Annotated in this window: 21 protein-coding genes; 9 read left to right on the top strand and 12 right to left on the bottom strand. The window is 65.0% G+C overall.

All coding sequences use genetic code 11. The annotated features are described in order from the left end of the window. Nucleotide 1 precedes the first annotated feature (1 nt). The gene (locus tag CXQ91_RS01660) at nt 2–1,129 is read left to right on the top strand and encodes an Mrp/NBP35 family ATP-binding protein (protein WP_104172174.1); all 1,128 of its coding nucleotides are present in this window, start codon (nt 2–4) and stop codon (nt 1,127–1,129) included. Between the two features lie 37 nt (nt 1,130–1,166). Here the strand turns inward: CXQ91_RS01660 and CXQ91_RS01655 are convergent, their stop codons facing one another. The 3 genes from CXQ91_RS01655 to sigE form a co-directional block, all read right to left on the bottom strand. Continuing rightward, the gene (locus CXQ91_RS01655; protein WP_104172173.1) at nt 1,167–1,568 is read right to left on the bottom strand and encodes a Sec-independent protein translocase TatB; all 402 of its coding nucleotides are present in this window, start codon (nt 1,566–1,568) and stop codon (nt 1,167–1,169) included. A gap of 81 nt (nt 1,569–1,649) precedes the next feature. Beyond that, nucleotides 1,650–2,630: an anti-sigma factor gene (locus tag CXQ91_RS01650; RefSeq protein WP_258073789.1), complete on the bottom strand. Its 981-nt coding sequence runs from the start codon at nt 2,628–2,630 to the stop codon at nt 1,650–1,652. A 161-nt stretch (nt 2,631–2,791) separates the two neighbouring features. Further along, entirely contained in the window at nt 2,792–3,421 is a 630-nt protein-coding gene (gene sigE / locus CXQ91_RS01645) for an RNA polymerase sigma factor SigE (RefSeq protein ID WP_104172171.1), read from the bottom strand. Between the two features lie 312 nt (nt 3,422–3,733). Between sigE and CXQ91_RS01640 the strand changes: the two genes are divergently transcribed. Next, nucleotides 3,734–4,366: an O-methyltransferase gene (locus CXQ91_RS01640; protein ID WP_104172170.1), complete on the top strand. Its 633-nt coding sequence runs from the start codon at nt 3,734–3,736 to the stop codon at nt 4,364–4,366. 45 nt (nt 4,367–4,411) lie between these two features. Here the strand turns inward: CXQ91_RS01640 and CXQ91_RS01635 are convergent, their stop codons facing one another. The 4 genes from CXQ91_RS01635 to CXQ91_RS01620 form a co-directional block, all read right to left on the bottom strand. Next, the gene (locus tag CXQ91_RS01635) at nt 4,412–4,579 is read right to left on the bottom strand and encodes a DUF3117 domain-containing protein (RefSeq protein ID WP_009357720.1); all 168 of its coding nucleotides are present in this window, start codon (nt 4,577–4,579) and stop codon (nt 4,412–4,414) included. 245 nt (nt 4,580–4,824) lie between these two features. After that, entirely contained in the window at nt 4,825–6,054 is a 1,230-nt protein-coding gene (locus CXQ91_RS01630; protein WP_258073799.1) for a hypothetical protein, read from the bottom strand. Between the two features lie 50 nt (nt 6,055–6,104). Further along, nucleotides 6,105–6,464 carry a DivIVA domain-containing protein gene (locus CXQ91_RS01625; protein ID WP_104172168.1) on the bottom strand — a complete coding sequence of 120 codons (360 nt, stop codon included), beginning with the start codon at nt 6,462–6,464 and terminating at the stop codon, nt 6,105–6,107. A 23-nt stretch (nt 6,465–6,487) separates the two neighbouring features. Next, nucleotides 6,488–7,309 carry a TIGR00730 family Rossman fold protein gene (locus CXQ91_RS01620; protein WP_104172167.1) on the bottom strand — a complete coding sequence of 274 codons (822 nt, stop codon included), beginning with the start codon at nt 7,307–7,309 and terminating at the stop codon, nt 6,488–6,490. Nucleotides 7,310–7,473: 164 nt separating this feature from the next. Between CXQ91_RS01620 and CXQ91_RS01615 the strand changes: the two genes are divergently transcribed. The 4 genes from CXQ91_RS01615 to CXQ91_RS01600 all read left to right on the top strand — a co-directional run bounded on the left by CXQ91_RS01615 (nt 7,474) and on the right by CXQ91_RS01600 (nt 10,788). Beyond that, the gene (locus CXQ91_RS01615) at nt 7,474–8,229 is read left to right on the top strand and encodes an amino acid ABC transporter ATP-binding protein (protein WP_043429919.1); all 756 of its coding nucleotides are present in this window, start codon (nt 7,474–7,476) and stop codon (nt 8,227–8,229) included. A gap of 69 nt (nt 8,230–8,298) precedes the next feature. Beyond that, nucleotides 8,299–9,186, top strand: a complete 888-nt coding sequence (locus CXQ91_RS01610; RefSeq protein ID WP_104172166.1) for a glutamate ABC transporter substrate-binding protein — start codon at nt 8,299–8,301, stop codon at nt 9,184–9,186. 97 nt (nt 9,187–9,283) lie between these two features. Then, nucleotides 9,284–9,934, top strand: a complete 651-nt coding sequence (locus tag CXQ91_RS01605) for an amino acid ABC transporter permease (RefSeq protein ID WP_104172165.1) — start codon at nt 9,284–9,286, stop codon at nt 9,932–9,934. Further along, nucleotides 9,931–10,788: an amino acid ABC transporter permease gene (locus CXQ91_RS01600; protein ID WP_104172164.1), complete on the top strand. Its 858-nt coding sequence runs from the start codon at nt 9,931–9,933 to the stop codon at nt 10,786–10,788. Before CXQ91_RS01605 ends, CXQ91_RS01600 begins: the two co-directional genes overlap by 4 nt. A gap of 65 nt (nt 10,789–10,853) precedes the next feature. Here CXQ91_RS01600 and dapE read toward each other — a convergent pair whose 3' ends face one another. Further along, nucleotides 10,854–11,978, bottom strand: coding sequence for a succinyl-diaminopimelate desuccinylase (gene dapE, locus CXQ91_RS01595; protein WP_104172413.1), 1,125 nt, complete (start codon nt 11,976–11,978; stop codon nt 10,854–10,856). Between the two features lie 50 nt (nt 11,979–12,028). Here dapE and dapD point away from each other — a divergent pair, with 50 nt between their 5' ends. Together dapD and CXQ91_RS01585 are read left to right on the top strand one after the other, a co-directional pair. Then, nucleotides 12,029–13,060: a 2,3,4,5-tetrahydropyridine-2,6-dicarboxylate N-succinyltransferase gene (dapD, locus tag CXQ91_RS01590; RefSeq protein ID WP_104172163.1), complete on the top strand. Its 1,032-nt coding sequence runs from the start codon at nt 12,029–12,031 to the stop codon at nt 13,058–13,060. Nucleotides 13,061–13,116: 56 nt separating this feature from the next. Continuing rightward, complete coding sequence (locus CXQ91_RS01585) at nt 13,117–13,968, top strand: hypothetical protein (RefSeq protein WP_104172162.1); 852 nt, start codon at nt 13,117–13,119, stop codon at nt 13,966–13,968. Between the two features lie 53 nt (nt 13,969–14,021). Here CXQ91_RS01585 and CXQ91_RS01580 read toward each other — a convergent pair whose 3' ends face one another. Both CXQ91_RS01580 and CXQ91_RS01575 read right to left on the bottom strand, forming a co-directional pair. Beyond that, nucleotides 14,022–14,633: a hypothetical protein gene (locus CXQ91_RS01580; protein ID WP_104172161.1), complete on the bottom strand. Its 612-nt coding sequence runs from the start codon at nt 14,631–14,633 to the stop codon at nt 14,022–14,024. Nucleotides 14,634–14,691: 58 nt separating this feature from the next. Next, a complete protein-coding gene (locus CXQ91_RS01575) occupies nt 14,692–15,327 on the bottom strand; it encodes a TetR/AcrR family transcriptional regulator (RefSeq protein ID WP_104172160.1) in 636 nt (211 codons plus the stop codon). Nucleotides 15,328–15,408: 81 nt separating this feature from the next. On the opposite strand from CXQ91_RS01575, the gene galE reads away from it, so the two are divergent. Next, nucleotides 15,409–16,422: a UDP-glucose 4-epimerase GalE gene (galE, locus tag CXQ91_RS01570; protein ID WP_104172159.1), complete on the top strand. Its 1,014-nt coding sequence runs from the start codon at nt 15,409–15,411 to the stop codon at nt 16,420–16,422. 78 nt (nt 16,423–16,500) lie between these two features. Here galE and CXQ91_RS01565 read toward each other — a convergent pair whose 3' ends face one another. Both CXQ91_RS01565 and dapC read right to left on the bottom strand, forming a co-directional pair. Then, a complete protein-coding gene (locus CXQ91_RS01565) occupies nt 16,501–17,784 on the bottom strand; it encodes a citrate synthase (protein WP_104172158.1) in 1,284 nt (427 codons plus the stop codon). Nucleotides 17,785–18,044: 260 nt separating this feature from the next. Then, entirely contained in the window at nt 18,045–19,193 is a 1,149-nt protein-coding gene (gene dapC, locus CXQ91_RS01560) for a succinyldiaminopimelate transaminase (RefSeq protein ID WP_104172157.1), read from the bottom strand. Nucleotides 19,194–19,201 lie beyond the last annotated feature (8 nt).

The raw sequence follows: 19,201 nt of genomic DNA, 5'->3' as shown, positions 1-19,201 counted from the left end.
CATGAGCACCCCCCTGGCCCAGGCAGTGGACGCTGCACTGGCCACTGTTATCGACCCCGAACTGCGGCGCCCCATCACCGAACTCGGCATGGTGGAGTCCGTGGACATCGCCGACGACGGCCTGGTCCGGCTCGTGGTGCTGCTCACCATCGCCGGCTGTCCGCTGCGCGGCACCATCACCTCGGACTCCGAGGCGGCGCTGTCGGCCGTGCCGGGCGTCACGGGCGTCGACGTCGAGCTGAAAGTCATGTCGCAGGAGCAGCGCGATGCACTGAAGGAGCAGCTTCGCGGACCCGGAGGACAGCGGGGCATCCCGTTCAACCAGCCCGGCTCCCTCACGAAGGTGTTCGCGGTGGCCAGCGGCAAAGGCGGGGTGGGCAAGTCCTCGGTCACCGTGAACCTCGCCTGCGCCATGGCCGCCCAGGGCCTGCGCGTCGGCATTATCGACGCTGACGTGTACGGATTCTCGGTGCCGGCACTGATGGGCATCGACCAGTCCCCCACCCGCGTGGACGACATGATCCTGCCGCCGGTAGCTTACGGGGTGAAGGTCATTTCCATCGGAATGTTCGTCAAGGGCAATCAGCCGGTGGCCTGGCGCGGGCCCATGCTGCACCGTGCGCTGGAGCAGTTCCTCACCGACGTCTACTTCGGCGACCTGGACGCCCTGTTCCTTGACCTGCCTCCGGGAACCGGGGACATCGCCATCTCCGTGGCGCAGCTGCTTCCGAAGGCCGAGATCCTGGTGGTGACCACCCCGCAGACGGCGGCCGCTGACGTCGCCGAACGTGCCGGCGCCATTGCCACCCAGACGGGTCAGTCCGTTGCCGGCATCGTGGAGAACATGTCCTACCTTGAAATGCCCGACGGCGGCAGGATGGAACTGTTCGGCAGCGGCGGCGGGGCTGTCCTCGCCGAGCGGCTGAGCACGACCGTGGGCGCGGACGTCCCGCTGCTGGGCCAGATTCCCCTGGACATCCTGCTGCGCGAGGGCGGCGACGCGGGCGAACCGATCGTGCTCGGCCGGCCGGAGACTCCGGCGGCGAAGGCACTGGCGGGGATTGCAGGGAAGCTAGCGGCGAGGCCCCGCGGTTTGACGGGGATGAAACTGGGCCTCCAGCCGCGGTGACTGTTGCGCGGGTGACTGAGGCAGTCCAAATCCGGGCTTAGGTGGCCTCGGAGTCGAAGGGAGCCCGCTCGCCGTCGGCCAGCCGCTCGATGACGCGTGCCGGACGTTCTTCGGCGTAAGACGCGGCGGAGGCTGCGGCTACTGCCGCAACAGCTGCAGGGGCACCGGCGCTGACGGGCTTGGTGTCGTCGTCGAGCAGCGCTTCCTTGATGATCCGGCGGGGATCGTACTGGCGCGGGTCGTATTTCTTCCAGTCAACATCGTCGATGTCGATGCCGACTTCGTCCTTGATCTGTTCCCGCGCGCCGGACGCCATCCGGCGGACTTCCTTCACCAGGTTCGCCAATTTCTGGGTGTATTCGGGCAGCCGGCTGGGGCCGATCACCAGGACGCCGATGATCAGCAGAAGGAGAAACTCCGGGCCGTTGATTCCAAACACTTTAGGAAGATTACCCTCTCCGGCACGCTGGTGACGATTCTGACGCGGACCGCACGGCGCACGCCGCAAAGGACGGACGGCTCACGGCGTGAAAAGCTCCATGATGCGCCCCAGTCCGCGCTGCAGCCTCGCAGGCAGTGCCTCGGGCGCAGGCGCGGCAACCTTGTCCGTTCCGGAACCTGCCGGTCCGTCGTCCACGCTGGGCGCGGCCGTCACGGAGACCGAACCGATCAGCTCCGCCACGCCGTCGTCGGCCGCCTCCGCGGGGAGATCCGAAATGTAGGTGAACGTCACATCGGAGGTCTGGTAGATGGCCTTCCACGGGGCGGATGCGTTGATCCACAGCAGCCCGCCAGCAGGCACGCCGCCTTCCGGCGCAGGCACGAACCCGTCTTCGGCGGCAGGACGGCCCGTCAGGATGTTCGTCGGCGAGGAGGCTGCTGCCGCAGACGGCAAACCACCCGCCGGGCGGACCTGCGGGTGCTGTTCCAACACAGTGGCAAAGTGCTTGCCGTCGGTTAGCCTCAGCTCCAGGACACCCTGCCCTGAGACGGCTTCACGCCGCGCCCAGAGCACATGGAACCCCATTGCCTGGAGCTCCGGGCAGGACCATCCCTGCGTTCGGAGGCTTTGGAGTTCCGCGGACGTCAGCATGCCTGCCGTCCCCAGCGGCGCGGCACTCCCAGAACCGGCACTACCTGAACCGGTGTCGGGGGAAACGTCGTCCGGGGAAACAGAGCCGGGAGAAGCGGCACCGCCGGGCGGGAGGACGCCATCCGACGACTGAAGCCCGAAAGTGGCCGCCTGCTGCTGGAACGCTTCTGCGGAAACACCGGCTGCCACGGGTCTGGGGTCACCGGCCAGGAAGTAGGCGGCCCCGGCAACCACGCCTGCCGCCGCCATGGCTCCGCCTGCTGCGAGGCCCAGCACCTTTACGGCAGGAGAGGCAGGAACGGGCGGCCGGGCAGCCGAGGAAGCAGGCGCCATGGCGAGGTGCTGCGTCCGGGCCAGCAGCCTGGCCGTCAGGTCGTCGCTGGCGGCAGGGATTGCGGCACGCCGCATGCGCTCAAGGTATTGGCGTTCACGCCACAGAAGGGACGCGCATTCGGGGCACGATTCCATGTGTTTCGCGCTGCGTCCGCTCTTGCCCCGTGGCAGGAATCCGCGCGAACAGTTGCCTCCAAGGCCACGCAGCAGGTTTCTCAGCTGACCCATGGAGCCGATCAGAGGATGCCGGCGATGCGCGGCATCTTGAGCCGCGGCTTGAGGGACTGCCTGGTCCGGGGATCACGGTGGGCCAGCTTCTCCCGGAGCATGGTGCGGCCGCGGTGGATGCGGGACCTCACGGTTCCGAGTTTGACACCCAGGGCCTCGGCGACCTCGTCGTAGGACAGGCCTTCCAGATCACAGAGGACGACGGCGGCGCGGAAGTCCGGCGGCAGTTCCTCCAGGGCGGCCTGCACATCAAGGTCCAGGTTGTTGAATTCGAAGCTCTGTTCCGGGCCGGGTTCGCGGCCGGGCAACCGGGATTCGGCGTCGTCAGCGAGGGCATCAAAGCGGATGCGGCTCTTGCGCCGGGCCTGGTCCAGGAACAGGTTGGTGGTGATCCTGTGGAGCCAGCCATCCAGCGTGCCGGGCTTGAAGTTCTCCAATGACCGGAAGACGCGGACGAACACCTCCTGGGTGAGGTCCTCGGCGTCGTACTTGTTGCCGGTCAGGCGGTAGGCAAGCCGGTAGACCTTGGCGGAGTGGTTTGTGACCACTTCTTCCCATGTTGGCCTGACCCACTCGGCTTCCGACTGTGCGACTGGATCTTCAATTGCCGGGACAGGTGCCACAACTGATGCTGACATCGTCCACTCCCCTCGTGGATGGTACAAACGCCTGGGCGGTTCTGGCACCAGTCGGACTGACACCAGTGCTTCGGCGCCGATCACCTCCTGGATGAGCGGATAACCATCATTTCAAAGTTGGCTGGGAATTTCCTGACTTTCGCCGGGCTTCAGCCTTGGGCGGAAACAAACGCGCCCCGGGATGCGAATCGGTGGTCCCGATCACATCCGCGGCTAGCCACAGCCTGCCGCGCCGTCACCTCCGGTCCGTGCACCGCCTGACACAGTACGCTGTTAGAAACAATCCCCCTGCCGCCCAGAAAGCGAATCCTCATGAGCGCCGATAAGTCCACGAGCTGGTCCTATGCAGAAGATCTGCCTGCCGAGGATGAAGTCCTGTTGCATGCTCGGGAACGCTCCTTTGAGCTCGGTGTGACTCCGGTGGGACCGGGGGTTGGAGCGGTGCTGACGGTACTGGCGGCGGCGTCCAAGGCGCAGACGGCCGTGGAAATCGGCACCGGGGCGGGCGTGTCCGGCGTCTGCCTGCTTCGGGGGCTCGGCCCCCAGGCGGTGCTGACCACCATCGACGTCGACGTGGAACATCTCCGGGCTGCGCGGGAGGCCTTCCAGGAAGCGGGAAGCCCCGCCAACCGCACCCGCACCATTTCCGGCCGGGCCGGAGACGTCCTGCCGCGCCTGACGGACAGCGCCTACGACCTGGTGTTCATCGACGCGGACAAGCCGAACATTCCGGGATACGTGGAGCAGGCTATCCGGCTGCTGAAGTCCGGCGGCCTCCTGATCATCAACGACGCACTGGACAAGGACCGGGTGGCCAACCCGGCAGCCCGGGATTCCACCACCGCGGTTCTTCGCCAGGTGGGCAAGTCAATCCGCGACGACGATCGCCTGGCCTCGGCCATGCTCCCCACCGGCGACGGACTCCTGGTAGCGGTCAAGAAATAAGGAAGGGCCCGCAGCCTTCCGGCTGCGGACCCTTCCCCACCAAAACTATTCGGTAACGCCGACGAGGCATTCCTTTAGGTTTGCCGCCTCTGCTGCGTTAAGTTCGACCACAAGCCGCCCCCCGCCTTCGAGCGGCACACGCATGATCAAGCTGCGGCCCTCTTTGGTTACTTCCATAGGGCCGTCGCCGGTGCGTGGTTTCATAGCCGCCATGAGGAAAATCCCCTCCAATAGTCCCAGGACCTACCAGCCCGGGCGGGCTGTGGCCGCGTCGTCAAACAAGCCGCCTTGGCGGCCTAGCAGCGGCCGCCATGGCTGAACAGTTCTGAATGCACTGGTCAATGCAATTTGTTCATGCTTAACCCCTATTATCCTGTAATTACCCGCCTGTAGCTAATTGATGGATTTTCTTCATCGCTTGGAAAATTGTGGCCGCCGTCATAGCGGCCCGTTCCGGCTCACGGCGGATAGTCTCCCCCGCCGGGCAGTTGCGCCCAGGCCCACAGCCACACGATCCAGACAATCTGGAGCAGCACGAACATGGTGACCACCGCCCCGCGGTAGGCCCGCGAACTCGACAGCAGGGCCGCGCTCAGCGCCAGCGGAAACAGCGGCAGCAGCATCCGGAACGTGCTGGTCTGGGGGTGCAGGAACACCAGCAGATACCCCAGGTAGCAGACGCACCAGAGCCGCAGTTCGGCCCCGAGCGCCACCACCGGCGGGGACGTCATCAGAAGCCCGAAGAGGGCCACAAACACAAACGGCGCAAGGATTCCCAGCACCGGGCCAAAAAGCTGGATCCCGGTATCGAACCACGGCTTGAAGGGCACCAGGTCGTGGCCGCGCCACACGGTTTCGGTCTTGGTATAGGCTGCGGGGTCCCCGGTCACCGCCCATGCGATGGCAGGCCACATCAGGGCGCTCAGTCCGCTGACTGCCGCCAATGCTGCCAGGGAAAGAAGCTCACGTCCGTTGTGGGGCAGCGGGCCGGTGTTGTCCGGGCGGGATCGGGTCAGCTGCCACACGCGGTAGGCGAGCAGCCCTCCGACCATGGCGGCGAACGGCACCCCCGTTGGCCTGGAGAGACACATCAGCACAACTACAGGCATTGCCCACAGATACCGCCGCTGCATCACCAGCAGCAGGGCCGATGCCAGCAGCAGGAGGTTGAGGGATTCGGCATAAGGCACCTGGAGCACCGCGGCCACGGGGAAGGCAGAAAAGAAGGCCACCGCCCACATCGCCGTGCGGTGGCCGGCCTTCTGCCGGAAGAGGCAGTACACCACCAGGGCAGCGCCCAGCCCGGCTGCCATCGCGATGAAGGTGAGGGCCAGTGCGGGGTCCAGCCCCGTCATGGCCGACAGCGCCCTCCCCAACATCGGGAACAGCGCGTAGAACGCCCAGGCGTTCTCCCGGACGTTGCCGCTTTCGTCCACCGGCAGTTGGCTAGGGTAGCCGTTCCGGAGTACTTCGCCGTACCAGCGTGCATCCCAGATGTTGATGAAGTTCCAGTAATCCGGCTTGGCGGGAAACCAGGGATTGACCCCCTGGTGGAGGGCAGCCGCCATGAATATGCAGGCGCTGACAATCCGCGCAACGGCGTAGACGCAGGCCGCTTGCGCCCACCAAGGCCACGCACCCGAACGGGCGGCAACGGACGCCACCTTTCTCCGCACAAGGCCGTTCAGCCCCGGGTAGTCCCCCGGCGCCTCCTGCCCGGCGGAAGTGTCCGGTCGGCTCAAGGCACGCTCTCCCCAGGCTGCGCCGGCGCATGGAGTTCCGCTCGCAGCCGTTCAATTTCGCGGTCCTTGGCAGCAATCTGATCACGGAGTTCGTCCAGCACCTGGTCAACCTGGTCCATGCGGTAACCCCGTAGCCCAAGGGCAAAGCGGACCCGGTCGACGTCGGCGGGCAACGCTTCAGCGGGAAGAAGCACCGGAGGCAGCGAGGCGACAGGTTCGTCGAATCCGTCCAAAAGCGCGGAGCCGCCGGCCCGCCGACGCCGAAAAATACCCGACGCGAAATCGGCTCCGAAGAAAAGTGCGGCACCGATCAGCCCGATGGCGAGGAATATCAGGAAGAAACTCACAGGATCCATCGTGCCAGACGTCGGCGCAGCCGCTATTCAGGGCGCTGGTTGCCGTTCGGCCCGCCGTTACTGCTGCCAGTGCCCGGTGCCGGACGGATGGCGCCATGGATGACGAGGTCCACCGCATGCCCGGGCTCGTCAACGACCTGAATGAGCCCAAGGTCCTTCTCGGAAATCATGCCGTCTTCCACCAGCGTGCCCCTGATCCACTCGAGCATCGGTCCCCAGAAGGCGGTGCCCAGCAGCACGATGGGGAAGGAAGTGACCTTTCGGGTCTGCACCAGGACCATGGCCTCGAAGAGTTCGTCCAAGGTTCCCAGCCCGCCCGGCAGCACAATGAACCCCTGCGCGTATTTCACGAACATGGTCTTGCGCGCGAAGAAGTAGCGGAAGTTGATGCCAAGGTCCACCCACTGGTTGAGGCCCTGCTCGAACGGCAGCTCGATGCCGAGCCCCACAGACACTCCGTTGCCCTGGACGGCACCCTTGTTCGCGGCCTCCATGGAGCCCGGCCCGCCGCCGGTAATAACGGCAACCCCGGCCTCGGCGAGTTTGCGGCCCACTTCGACGCCCAGCTCGTAGTAGGCGGAGCCGGGCTTGGTGCGGGCGGAGCCGAAGACGCTGACGGCCGGCCCGAGGTCGGCGAGGGCGCCGAAACCTTCCACGAACTCGCTCTGGATCCTGAGCACCCGCCACGGATCAGTATGGACGAACTGACCGGGCCCCTTGGTGTCCAGCAGGTGCTGGTCCGACATCTCCACGGCCGCCTGTTTACGGCGAAGCTCCAGCGGACCCTTGTGACGGGTGGCAATGGGAGGTACTGGAGTGGGAGAAGACTGCGGATCGGTACTCATCCACCAAGGCTAGCGCGCTTCTCCAAGCCCGTCTGTCCGGCACGTCCGAACCCGTGATAGCCAGCCGTCAAGCCGCTGACCAGCAGGTATCTCTTGAATTACGATCTGTAGGAACTTGGAGTGATTACCGTCATATCTCGCTAATGTTCGCTAGATTCTCTCTTATGACTACTCAAGTGCCCGGCGATGCTCTCGTCTCCCTGAAAGCCGTGAATAAGCACTACGGCCAGCTGCACGTACTCAAGGACATCAACCTGAACGTCCGCAAGGGCGAAGTTGTTGTGGTCATCGGACCCTCAGGTTCCGGTAAGTCCACACTCTGCCGGGCCATCAACCGCCTGGAAACCATCGATGACGGCAAGATCGCCATCGACGGCAAGGAACTCCCGGAAGAAGGCAAGGAACTCGCCAAGCTGCGCGCCGACGTCGGAATGGTCTTCCAGTCCTTCAACCTCTTCGCGCACAAGACCATCCTGGAGAACGTCACCCTGGGCCCGATCAAGGTCAAGGGTGTGCCCAAGGCGCAGGCCGACAAGGATGCCATGGCCCTCCTGGAACGCGTTGGCGTCGGACACCAGGCACCCAAGCTTCCGGCGCAGCTCTCCGGCGGCCAGCAGCAGCGTGTGGCGATCGCCCGGGCGTTGGCCATGAAGCCGAAGGTCATGCTCTTTGACGAGCCCACCTCGGCCCTTGACCCGGAAATGATCAACGAAGTCCTTGACGTCATGATCCAGCTGGCCAAGGAAGGGATGACCATGATCGTGGTCACCCATGAAATGGGCTTCGCCCGCAAAGCCGCCGACCGCGTGGTGTTCATGGCCGACGGCCAGATCGTCGAGGACGCGACGCCTGAGGAATTCTTCACGAACCCGCAGAGCAACCGTGCCAAGGACTTCCTCTCCAAGCTCCTCACTCACTGATTCCCCGGGATCGCACCTACTCAGTTCGCACCCAGGCCACTACAGTGGCCGCCTATGAAAGGAAATGTCATGAAGGCATTTTTGACACGACGGAAGTCCTTTGTGGTTGCAGCCTCAGCAGCCCTCGCTCTGACACTTAGCGCTTGCGGCGGCAGCGGCACCGGTACCACCAGCGACCCCACCGTCGCCGAGAAGCCCACCTTCGCAGCCGGCAGCACCATGGAAAAGCTCGCCTCCGCCGGATCCATCAAGATCGGCACGAAGTATGACCAGCCGCTGTTCGGCCAGGTTGGCCTGGACGGCAAGCCCATCGGCTTTGACGTCGAAATGGGCAAGCTGATTGCCGCCAAGCTGGGCATCGCAGCGGACAAGATCGAATGGTCGGAGACCGTCTCGGCCAACCGCGAGCCGTTCATCGAACAGGGCAAGGTGGATCTGGTCATCGCCACGTACACCATTAACGACAAGCGCAAGCAGGTCGTCAGCTTCGCCGGGCCGTACTACGAGGCAGGCCAGGCACTGATGGTCAACAAGGACAACGACTCCATCAAGACGCCCGAAGACGTCAAGGGCAAGAAGGTCTGCTCAGTGACCGGCTCCACTCCCGCAGCCACCATCGTGGAAAAGTACGGAGCAGAACTCGTTCCCGCCGCCACGTACTCGGCCTGCCTCGAGCCGCTGCGAAACAAGCAGGTCGAAGCCGTCACCACGGACAACGTGATCCTCGCCGGTTTCGTGGACAAGGAACCTGACGCCTTCAAACTGGCTTCCGACGAAACCTTCACCAAGGAGCCCTACGGCATCGGCCTGAAGAAGGATGACACCGTGTTCCGCAACTGGATCAACGACCAGCTGGAGGAGTTCGGCAAGGATGGGTCCTACAAGAAGGCCTGGGAAGCAACCGCCGGCTCCGTCATCAAAACTGCCCCGGAACTTCCGGCCATCAACCGTTACTAGGTAGCAACGGCGGCTTCCGGGGGGATTCGTTGCACGCATTCCCCCGGAAGCCGCCACCCTGCTTTTTGACCCCCTACGCCTAGAGCCGAAGGATCCTATGGAAGTCATCATTGAAAACCTCCCTCTTTATTGGGAAGGCCTTCTCCGCACCCTTTTCCTGTCCGTCGTCTCCGGGATCATCGCCCTCATCCTCGGAACACTCCTGGCAGCAGCCCGTGTCTCCCCCGTTGCGGCCCTTCGGGGATTCAGCACCGTCTACGTGGAAATCCTCCGGAACACCCCACTGACCATTGCCTTCTTTTTTGCGGCTATCGTCCTGCCCCGTCTCGGCGTGACATTCCAGCAGTTCGAGGTCGCAGCCATTATCGCCCTCAGCGCCTACACAGCGGCCTTCATCGCCGAAGCAGTCCGCTCAGGCGTCAACAGTGTCCCTCTTGGCCAAGCGGAGGCCGCCCGCAGTATCGGCATGAAATTCGGCCAGGTCCTGAACCTCATCATCCTTCCGCAGGCGCTGCGGACCGTGATCCCGCCGCTGATCAACATCCTGATCGCCCTCGTCAAGAACTCCTCCGTCGCCGGCGCGTTCTTTGTCCTGGAACTGTTCGGCTACGGCCGCCAAATGGCCAACGCCAACGGTGACCAGGTCATGGCAGTACTGCTGGGCGTTGCGTTCTTCTATCTGCTCCTCACCATTCCGCTGGGCATCCTTGCCAGCACGGTGGAACGAAAGGTGGCGATTGCCCGATGACTTCAGTCCTCTACGACGTTCCCGGCCCCAAAGCGCGCCGGGTCTCGCTGATCGGTTCCGTGGTTGGCACCGTGCTGATCCTGGGTCTCCTGGCATGGATCGTCATGACTCTCGCCCAGCAGGGCATCTTTGAAGGCCGCCGCTGGGCCATCTTCACCCGGGGCGACGTCTGGATGCTGCTCGGAAATGGCCTCGGTGCCACGCTAACCGCCGCCGCCCTCGCCGCAGTGATCGCGTTCCCCCTCGGCCTGATGTTCTGCCTGCTGCGCATCTCGCTGATCGCCTGGATCCGGATTCCGGCCCGCGTGGTCCTGGAATTCCTACGCGGCATGCCGGTTGTCCTGATGATGCTGTTCGTTCTGCTGGTATTCGGGACGAGTTCCTTCATCGCGGTGGTGGCGGGGCTTGTCCTCTACAACACCGCTATCTTCGCGGAGATCATCCGGGCCGGCATCCAATCACTGCCGAAGGGACAGCGGGAGGCCGGCCTGACCATCGGCCTGACCAGTTTCCAGTCCCGGATGCTCGTCGAACTGCCGCAGGCTGTCCGCCGCATGATGCCGTCGCTGGTTGCCCAACTGGTGGTGCTCCTGAAGGACACCTCGCTGGGCTACATCGTGGCGTACGGCGAACTTCTGCGCGCGGTGCAGGTGATGGCGGACTTCCTGGGTAACGCGTTCCTGTTCCCCATCTTCTTTGTGGCTGCCGCCATCTACATTGTGATCAACATCTGCGTTTCCCGGCTCGCAATCTGGATCGAACGCCGCGGCTCCAACAAAGCCGCCGGTGGCGTGGCCAAGGCGCCAACCGCCGTCGTTGCACCGGAACTCCCGGAAGTACGGGAACCCAAGTAGCAGCATCCACCAGACAAGCAAGAGGGTCCGCAGCCTGCAGGCTGCGGACCCTCTTGCTTGGGGGGCTAGGCCGAAAGCCAGGTCCGCAGCGCCCGGAGGCATTCGCGGACAGCTTCCGCGTCCACATGTTCGTTGTCCTTGTGCGCGAGCAGCGGGTCACCAGGGCCGAAGTTCACGGCGGGAATCCCCAGTTCACTGAAACGCGCGACGTCGGTCCAGCCGTATTTCGGTTTCGGCTCGGCTCCCACGGCGGCCACGAAGGACGCGGCGGCAGGGTGGTTCAGTCCGGGCCGCGCGCCGGCGGCAGCGTCCGTGCGGACCACAGCGAAGCCCTCCAACAGCTCCCGGACATGCGCCTCCGCCTGGTCCGGCGTCTTGTCCGGGGCGAAGCGGTAGTTGATCTCCACCACGCACCGGTCCGGAATGACGTTACCTGCCGTGCCGCCGTTGATCTTCACAGCGTTGAGGCTTTCGCGGTAGTCCAGGCCGTCCACGTTGATGGTCTGCGGTTCGTAGGCTGCCAGCCGGGCAAGGATGGGTGCCGCCGCGTGGATGGCGTTACTGCCCATCCACGCACGCGCGGAGTGCGCGGCCTCGCCCACAGTGGTGGCCTCAAATCGGCTGGTGCCGTTGCAGCCGCCTTCCACCGTTCCATGCGTAGGCTCCAGCAGAATGGCGAAGTCGCCGCCGAGCAGGCCACCGTGGTTTCGCACCAGCCGTCCGAGCCCGCTCTTGACCGCTTCCACTTCCTCATGGTCGTAGAACACAAAGGTGACGTCCTTGCTGGGTTCGGCGCCGCCGTCGAACAGCGACGCTGCCAGCGCCAGCTGCACCGCGACTCCGCCTTTCATGTCCGTGGTGCCGCGGCCATACAGCAGCCCTTCCCCTGGCGCGCCGGACGGCCAGAAGGAGGGGACGGTGCCGAGGGAACCTTCGGTGGTCGGCAGGGGCACCGTGTCCAGGTGCCCGGCCAGGATGACCCGCTCCTGCCGGCCCAGCGCGGTACGGGCAATGATTGAATCACCGTCCCGGACGACGTCTAGCTGCGGAATCCTCCGCAGGGCATGTTCGACGGCGTCGGCCAGCTCCTTCTCATTGCCCGAGACACTGTTGATGTCGATGAGCGCAGCGGTGAGGAGGGCAACGTCCTGGCGGAGATCCAGGTGGGCGGAGGCGGTTTGAGCAGTCACGATCACAGTCTAGTTCGAGTCCTGCTCCCGCCTCTCGATAGACTGGAGCCATGACTGAAACCGCTGCTGCTTCCGCCGCGCCCGCTGACAATTCCGCATCCGCCGACGCCCGCTCCGCCTATGGCTACGGTGTGGCCACCATATCCACCCGCAATGGCGAGGCCACGGTGCTGGATGTCTGGTTCCCCGCGCCGTCCCTTGGAACGGCAGCGGACAGCCTCCGGGACGTCGGGAACGCGGATCCGGTGCTGGCCGAGATCGCCGCAGCCGGCACCGACGCGGACCGCGGCACCGAACAGCAGGTCGTTTTCGTCCAGGTGCACCTGGACGAGGCTCCTGCCGACACCGCCGACGCCTACCTCCGCCTGCACCTACTCTCGCACCGCCTGGTCCAGCCCAACACCATCAACCTGGACGGCATCTTCGGAAAGCTCCCCAACGTCGTCTGGACGAACTTCGGTCCGGCAGCTGTTGAGGGCTTCGAACTGACCCGGGCCAAGCTGCGCCGGCGCGGTGCCGTGACTGTCTACGGAGTGGACAAGTTCCCGCGCATGGTGGACTACGTGGTGCCCGCGGGCGTCCGCATCGCCGATGCCGACCGCGTCCGGCTCGGCGCGCACCTGGCCGAAGGCACCACCGTGATGCACGAGGGCTTCGTCAACTTCAACGCCGGAACCCTGGGAACATCCATGGTGGAAGGCCGCATCTCGGCCGGTGTTGTGGCCGGCGACGGCACGGACGTTGGCGGCGGCGCGTCAATCATGGGCACCCTGTCCGGCGGCGGCAAGGAAAAGATCGCCCTGGGCGAACGCGTGCTGCTGGGTGCCAACTCCGGCGTCGGCATCAGCATCGGTGATGACTCGGTGGTGGAGGCCGGACTGTACGTCACGGCCGGAACCCGTGTCCGCTTGGTCGGACCGAAGGATCCCGACGGCGAGGACACCACCAAGGTGGTCAAGGCCGTGGAGCTCTCCGGTGTTCCCAACCTGCTGTTCCGCCGCAATTCCACGAGCGGAGCCGTCGAGGTGCTCCCCCGCAAGGGCCAGACCGTCGAACTCAATGAGGCACTCCACGCCAACTGATTACGCCTGCCCGCAGATGTTCAACCGGCCCGTCGAGGGCCTGAGGGAGTAGCCTCGTGTCACGGAAACGTGGCCTGCGCCGCCTGCTAGTGCTGGGGCTGGCCCTGGCCCTGATTGCCGGCGGGATCTACACGGCAGTGGCTTTTATCCAGCGATCGGAAACGCTCGTTGCCGAAATATGCACTGCCGCCGTAGGTTCCGCCAAAGCCGAACTGGCAACCGACCAGGCGGCAAACGCCGCCCTGATCACCGCCGTCGCGGTGCGCCGGGGACTACCGCCGCGCGCGGCGAGCATCGCCCTGGCCACCGCCATGCAGGAGTCGAAGCTGCGCAACATCGAACACGGCGACCAGGCCGGGCCGGATTCCCGGGGCCTCTTCCAGCAGCGGCCCTCACAGGGCTGGGGCACCGAGGAACAGGTGATGGACCCCTACTATGCAACCGGGGCGTTCTACGACGCCCTGGTGAAAATCCCCGGGTACGAGTCCCTGGAAATCACGGCCGCCGCGCAGCAGGTCCAGCGCTCGGCCTACCCGCAGGCCTATGCGCAGCACGAGGACATGGGCCGGGCGTATGCCTCAGCCCTGACCGGGCAGTCCACCGAAGCGTTGGACTGCACGCTCAAGTCGCCGGAAGGGCCCGGTGATGCCCAGGCTGTCGTTGCCGAACTGACAGCAGCCTTCGGGAATGTCCCGGCGACCGCGGACGGTAGCACGATCGTGCTGGACGTGAGCGGCAGCCAGGCCTGGGCCGTTGGGCAGTGGGCGGTGGCGAACGCGAAATCCCTGTCCGTGACGGAGGTCGACGTCGGAGAAATCAGCTGGGACCGGAAGTCCCGGAACGGCTGGCAGGCTTCCGACGGGCAGTCGGGCCAAGTCACGGTCACAGTCGCAGCCGCGACTTCCTGACGGACTCCCCCGACCTGGCTGCCTGACCGGGCTGATCCTGCTGCAGCCGGTGCTCAGACGAGCAGTTCCACCACCGGCTGGACGTAGCTCCGGAACACCTCTGGCTGGGTCAGGAGTTCATTGCTCATGATGATCTTGTCCGGCTCCAGGTACCAGGCCCGCGGTTCCGTCAACGGGAGTTCGATTATCGTGAGCGTGAAATCCCGCGAGCCCCGGCCCACTTCAAGCAGCCTGTCCTCCACCATGTCGCCGAGAAGCTGCGGGGCGCCGCTGGCCTCGCGTTCGGCTTCCAGGGCTGCGTATTCGGCGCGGCGCTCCCTTGCCCAGGTCAGGGCAGAACCGAAGTGCGCCTGCAGTACACGCCGCAGGGCCGGCGAGTTGCCAAAGGCGTCAAACCCGGGAGGGGCCACTTCGGGGGCCATTTGGGGATGCGCCTTGAGCAGCTGCTCCCACCAGGCCTCCCATTCGGTCTTCAGCGCGCTGATCCCGCCTACTTCGGACATGAGGTTGGCGTGGTCCACCGGACGGATCTTTGGCGCCATGTGGCAAAGCGCCGGACGCCCCGCACTGTCCAGTCCGGCGGCGTCGCGAACGTACAGCGCAATGAGCATGGGACCCGAGGTGTCCATAGTGATTCGCCAGCCAGGACCGCCTGTTTGGTGCATCCGAATGGCCTCCCTTGGCTTGTTTACTGTCTCAGTGTATTCCTGATGACTACCGACGTTAATGGGCGGCTGGAGACTCGACAAGGCTCTGCATGTGGGATGACAGCACGTCCCGGCACATTTCCGCGGTCATCCATTCCGGCTGCAGCAGGGCGTGCATCGTCAGGCCGTCCAGGGTGGCGAGCAGCCGCTCCGCTTCGGTGACCAGGAACTGGTGACCGTCGTCGTCCAGCTCCCCGGGCGCCCGAAGTTCCATGATGAGCCACCCCACAACGGCTGCTACCGCCCGGTGGCTGCGGTCAGCCTCGGCGGCCAGGAAGGGCCTGATCCTGGCCGCGTTCTTGAACGCCATCCAGACGCACGCGTCCACGGCACGTTCCTCGTCGAGCGGCAGGAACTGGCCCAGCAGTGTTAACACCCCTTCACTGTGCCCCGCCGTCCCCGGGGCCAGTTGCATGAGGTCCTCCCGGGCTGCGTCCAGCCGGCCGGTGATCCGGTCCACCACAACCCCGAAGGAGTGGGCCAGGAGCTCGTCGCTGCTGGCAAAGTAGTGGCGGACGGAACCCACCGCAAGCCCTGCCTCATCAGCGACCTCACGCAGGGAGGCCCGTTCCAGCCCGTCCGCGGCGATGATCCTGAAGACTGCTTCAACAACTTCCTGTCGCCGGACTGCGGCATCAACGATTTTAGGCACCCCTATTATTTAGCACAGTTGTGCCGCCAAGGCGTGGGCAACACGGGCAGCAGGCTGGCCAATTGGGATAGCGTTGGGCCTATGAGAATTCTGGTCACGGGCGGCACCGGGTATATCGGGTCGCACACAGTACTGTCCCTGCAGGAAGCCGGCCATGACGTGGTGGTCATCGACAACCTCGTCAACTCGAGCGAGGAGTCGCTGCGCCGCGTGGCCGAGCTCAGCGGCAAGGAGGCGGTGTTCCACAACGTTGACCTCGTGGACGAGCCGGCCGTCGACGCCGTTTTCGCGCAGGACCGGATCGACGCAGTGATCCACTTCGCCGGCCTGAAGGCTGTGGGTGAATCGGTCCGGGAGCCGCTGAAGTACTACTACAACAACCTCGTCGGCACGCTGAACCTGATCCGCGTCATGGACAAGCATGACGTCCGCTCCCTCGTGTTCAGCTCCTCGGCAACCGTGTACGGCGAGCATAACCCCATCCCCTATGTGGAAAAGATGGAGATCGGCGCCAACAACCCCTACGGCCGGACCAAGGAACAGATCGAGGACATCCTTTCGGACCTCGGCGCCGCGGACAGCCGCTGGCACATCGCACTCCTGCGCTACTTCAACCCGGTGGGCGCACACCCGTCCGGCCGGATCGGCGAAGACCCCCAGGGCATCCCCAACAACCTCGTCCCGTTCATTGCCCAGGTGGCTGTGGGCCGGCGGGACAAGCTCATGGTGTTCGGCGGCGACTACGACACCCCGGACGGCACCTGCCTGCGTGACTACATCCACGTCGTGGACCTCGCCGAAGGCCACGTGGCAGCCCTGGACCACGTGGCTGACCGTACCGGCGTCTACCGCTGGAACCTTGGCTCCGGCAGGGGCTCCTCGGTACTGGAAGTGCTTCGATCCTTTGAAAGGGCCGTGGGGCACAAAATCCCCTACGAGATCACCGGCCGCCGCGCAGGCGACCTCCCGGCCTTCTGGGCCGATGCCACCTCCGCCCTGGCTGACCTGAGCTGGTCCACCACGAAGACCGTGGACCAGATGTGCGAGGACCACTGGCGCTGGCAGAAGAACAACCCCATGGGCTACAACTCCTAACGTCCCCGCCTCGACGTTAAACAACGACGCCGGCCGCGCACCTTGGGTGCGCGGCCGGCGTCGTAACCGGTGGGGGATCTAGCTGACCGGGTAGTTGCGCTCCGGCTCTCCGGTGTACAGCTGGCGCGGGCGGCCGATCTTGGTGTTGGGGTCGCTGATCATTTCGCGCCACTGGGCAATCCAGCCCGGCAGGCGGCCGATCGCGAAGAGCACGGTGAACATCTTCTCCGGGAATCCCATGGCCTTGTAGATCAGGCCGGTGTAGAAGTCCACGTTCGGGTAGAGCTTGCGCTGGATGAAGTAGTCGTCATTCAGGGCCTTCTCTTCAAGGCGCAGGGCGATGTCCAGGAGTTCGTCGTTGCCGCCGAGCTTGGTAAGGATCTCGTGCGCCGTGTCCTTGACGATCCTGGCCCGGGGATCGTAGTTCTTGTAGACGCGGTGTCCGAAGCCCATGAGGCGGACGCCGTCCTCCTTGTTCTTGACCTTCTCCATGTAGTCCTCGGGCTTGGTGCCGTCGGCCTGGATCTGGCGCAGCATTTTGAGCACGGCCTCGTTGGCGCCGCCGTGGGCGGGGCCGAAGAGGGCGTTGATGCCGGCGGACACGGAGGCGAAGAGGTTGGCGTTCGACGAGCCGACCAGCCGGACCGTGGAGGTCGAGCAGTTCTGCTCGTGGTCGGCGTGCAGGATGAGGAGCAGGTCAAGCGCCTTGGCGACGATCGGATCCACCTCGTACTGCTCGGCAGGAAGGCCGAAGCTCAGGCGCAGGAAGTTCTCCACGAGGTTGTGGGAGTTGTCCGGGTAAAGCATCGGCTGGCCAATGCTCTTCTTCAGCGCGTAGGCGGCGATGACCGGCATCTTCGCCAGCAGCCGGTAGGTGGAGACCTCCACCTGCTCGGCGTTGAACGGGTCCAGCGAGTCCTGGTAGAACGTGGAGAGAGCGGACACTGCCGAGGACAGCACCGGCATGGGGTGCGCGTCCCGCGGGAAGCCGCTGAAGAAGCCCTTGAGCTCTTCGTGCAGCAGGGTGTGGTGCCGGATCCGCTGGTCAAAGGCTTCCAGCTCGGTGGGGCTCGGCAGGTTGCCGTAGATGAGCAGGTAAGAGACTTCCAGGAAGCTCGAGTGCTGGGCGAGCTGCTCGATCGGGTAGCCGCGGTAGCGCAGGATCCCGGCATCGCCGTCGATGTAGGTGATTGCGGACGTGGTGGCCGCGGTGTTCATGAAACCGGGGTCAAAAGCAACGGCACCGGTCTGCTTCAGCAGCTTGGAAACGTCGTAGCCTTCGTTTCCTTCTACAACCTGGATGCGCGGGAGTTCGAGCTCGCCGCCGGCATGGCGCAGGGTTGCGCTGGTGGTCTCAGTCATGGAGTCTCCTCATGAGGCGTCAGGGCCTCTCTGTAGAAAGCTTGATCCAACATCTGGTGAAGCCGCCCGAGGAGCCTGCATGGGCAGGGATTCCAACGGTCGGGCTACCTTCTTGTAGAAAGCCACCATTGATAGTCAGTTAAAAAGTACCGCTCCAAAGCAAGGTGGCACTAATCCGGTAGTGCCAAAATGCCCCAAAAACGCCCCACTTGTGTCGCGTGTCACACCATTGTTACGGACCTGCGCCTGCTTCGTGGCGGCTACGCGCCGATAGACAGCCGCTCCACAGCCGCATCGATCCGTTCGTCCGCGGCCGTCAGCGCAACGCGAATGAACCCGCCGCCTGCATCGCCGTAGAAAACGCCGGGACCTACCACGATGCCGATCTCGGCGAGCCTGCCCACGGTGTCCCATGTGGCTTCACCGGCAGTGCACCACAGGTAAAGCCCGGCCTGCGATTCGTGAATCGTCAGCCCGAATGCCTCGAGTGCCGGCACGATCCGTTCCCGCCGGCCGCGGTACAGGTCCTTCTGCACCTGGACGTGGGCGTCGTCGCCAAGCGCCACGCGCATGGCTTCCTGGACCGGGTAGGGAACAATCATGCCCGCATGCTTGCGGCTGTTCACCAGATTGGCCATGAGTACCGGGTCACCGGCCACAAAGGCCGCACGGTACCCTGCAAGGTTCGACTGCTTGCTGAGTGAGTACACCGCCAGCAGCCCCTCGTGGGAACCCTCGGAAACGCGCGGGTCCAGGATGCTGGGCACGGGCTGGCCGCCCCGCTGGACGTCCCATTCCCCCCAGCCAAGCTCCGCGTAGCATTCGTCGGATGCCACCACGGCGCCGAGGGCGCGGGCCTGGTCCACTATCCGCTTCAGGGATGCGGTGTCGCGGACGCTTCCGGTGGGGTTGGCTGGCGAGTTGACCCACACCAGCCGGACACGCTGCCGCGTTTCGTCGTCCAGTTGGTCGAGGTCGTCAGCGGCGATCTGTTCGGCTCCCGCGAACGTCGCCCCGATGTCGTAGGTGGGGTAGGCAACTGTCGGACGGACGACGACGTCGCCCGGCTTGAGCCCCAAAAGGAACGGCAGCCACGCCACAAGTTCCTTGGAACCGACCGTAGGCATCACATGCTGCGGGTCCACCCCGGGAACGCCGCGGCGGCGGCCGAACCACTCGGCGATGGCCGCGCGGAGTGCCGGCGTGCCGTGCACTGTGGGGTATCCGGGGGCGTCTGCTGCCTTCTGGAGCGCCTCCTGGACCAGAGGGGGCGTGTGATCCACCGGTGTGCCGATGGAGAGGTTAACCGCCCCGCCGGGGTGCTCTGCCGCCCTGGCAAGATAGGGCGCCATGGCCTCCCACGGGTAGTCGGGCAGGCTGAGGCCGAAGCTGCGTACCGCCGAAGTCACGCCAGGCG

It is taken from the genome of Arthrobacter sp. Y81 (assembly GCF_002929335.1).
GTDB lineage: Bacteria > Actinomycetota > Actinomycetes > Actinomycetales > Micrococcaceae > Arthrobacter.
Note: the sequence above shows the minus strand (reverse complement) of the source record. Positions and strands in the feature narration are given on the sequence as shown.

Coding starts and splice junctions, on each gene's coding strand:
- CXQ91_RS01580 (WP_104172161.1), bottom strand. CDS start 14,633: ATGCACCAAACAGGCGGTCCTGGCTGGCGAATCACTATGGACACCTCG.
- CXQ91_RS01600 (WP_104172164.1), top strand. CDS start 9,931: ATGACTTCAGTCCTCTACGACGTTCCCGGCCCCAAAGCGCGCCGGGTC.
- CXQ91_RS01625 (WP_104172168.1), bottom strand. CDS start 6,464: ATGGATCCTGTGAGTTTCTTCCTGATATTCCTCGCCATCGGGCTGATC.
- CXQ91_RS01640 (WP_104172170.1), top strand. CDS start 3,734: ATGAGCGCCGATAAGTCCACGAGCTGGTCCTATGCAGAAGATCTGCCT.
- CXQ91_RS01615 (WP_043429919.1), top strand. CDS start 7,474: ATGACTACTCAAGTGCCCGGCGATGCTCTCGTCTCCCTGAAAGCCGTG.
- CXQ91_RS01660 (WP_104172174.1), top strand. CDS start 2: ATGAGCACCCCCCTGGCCCAGGCAGTGGACGCTGCACTGGCCACTGTT.
- CXQ91_RS01565 (WP_104172158.1), bottom strand. CDS start 17,784: ATGACTGAGACCACCAGCGCAACCCTGCGCCATGCCGGCGGCGAGCTC.
- CXQ91_RS01605 (WP_104172165.1), top strand. CDS start 9,284: ATGGAAGTCATCATTGAAAACCTCCCTCTTTATTGGGAAGGCCTTCTC.
- CXQ91_RS01610 (WP_104172166.1), top strand. CDS start 8,299: ATGAAGGCATTTTTGACACGACGGAAGTCCTTTGTGGTTGCAGCCTCA.
- dapD (WP_104172163.1), top strand. CDS start 12,029: ATGACTGAAACCGCTGCTGCTTCCGCCGCGCCCGCTGACAATTCCGCA.
- CXQ91_RS01620 (WP_104172167.1), bottom strand. CDS start 7,309: ATGAGTACCGATCCGCAGTCTTCTCCCACTCCAGTACCTCCCATTGCC.
- CXQ91_RS01650 (WP_258073789.1), bottom strand. CDS start 2,630: ATGCGGCGTGCCGCAATCCCTGCCGCCAGCGACGACCTGACGGCCAGG.
- sigE (WP_104172171.1), bottom strand. CDS start 3,421: ATGTCAGCATCAGTTGTGGCACCTGTCCCGGCAATTGAAGATCCAGTC.
- CXQ91_RS01635 (WP_009357720.1), bottom strand. CDS start 4,579: ATGGCGGCTATGAAACCACGCACCGGCGACGGCCCTATGGAAGTAACC.
- galE (WP_104172159.1), top strand. CDS start 15,409: ATGAGAATTCTGGTCACGGGCGGCACCGGGTATATCGGGTCGCACACA.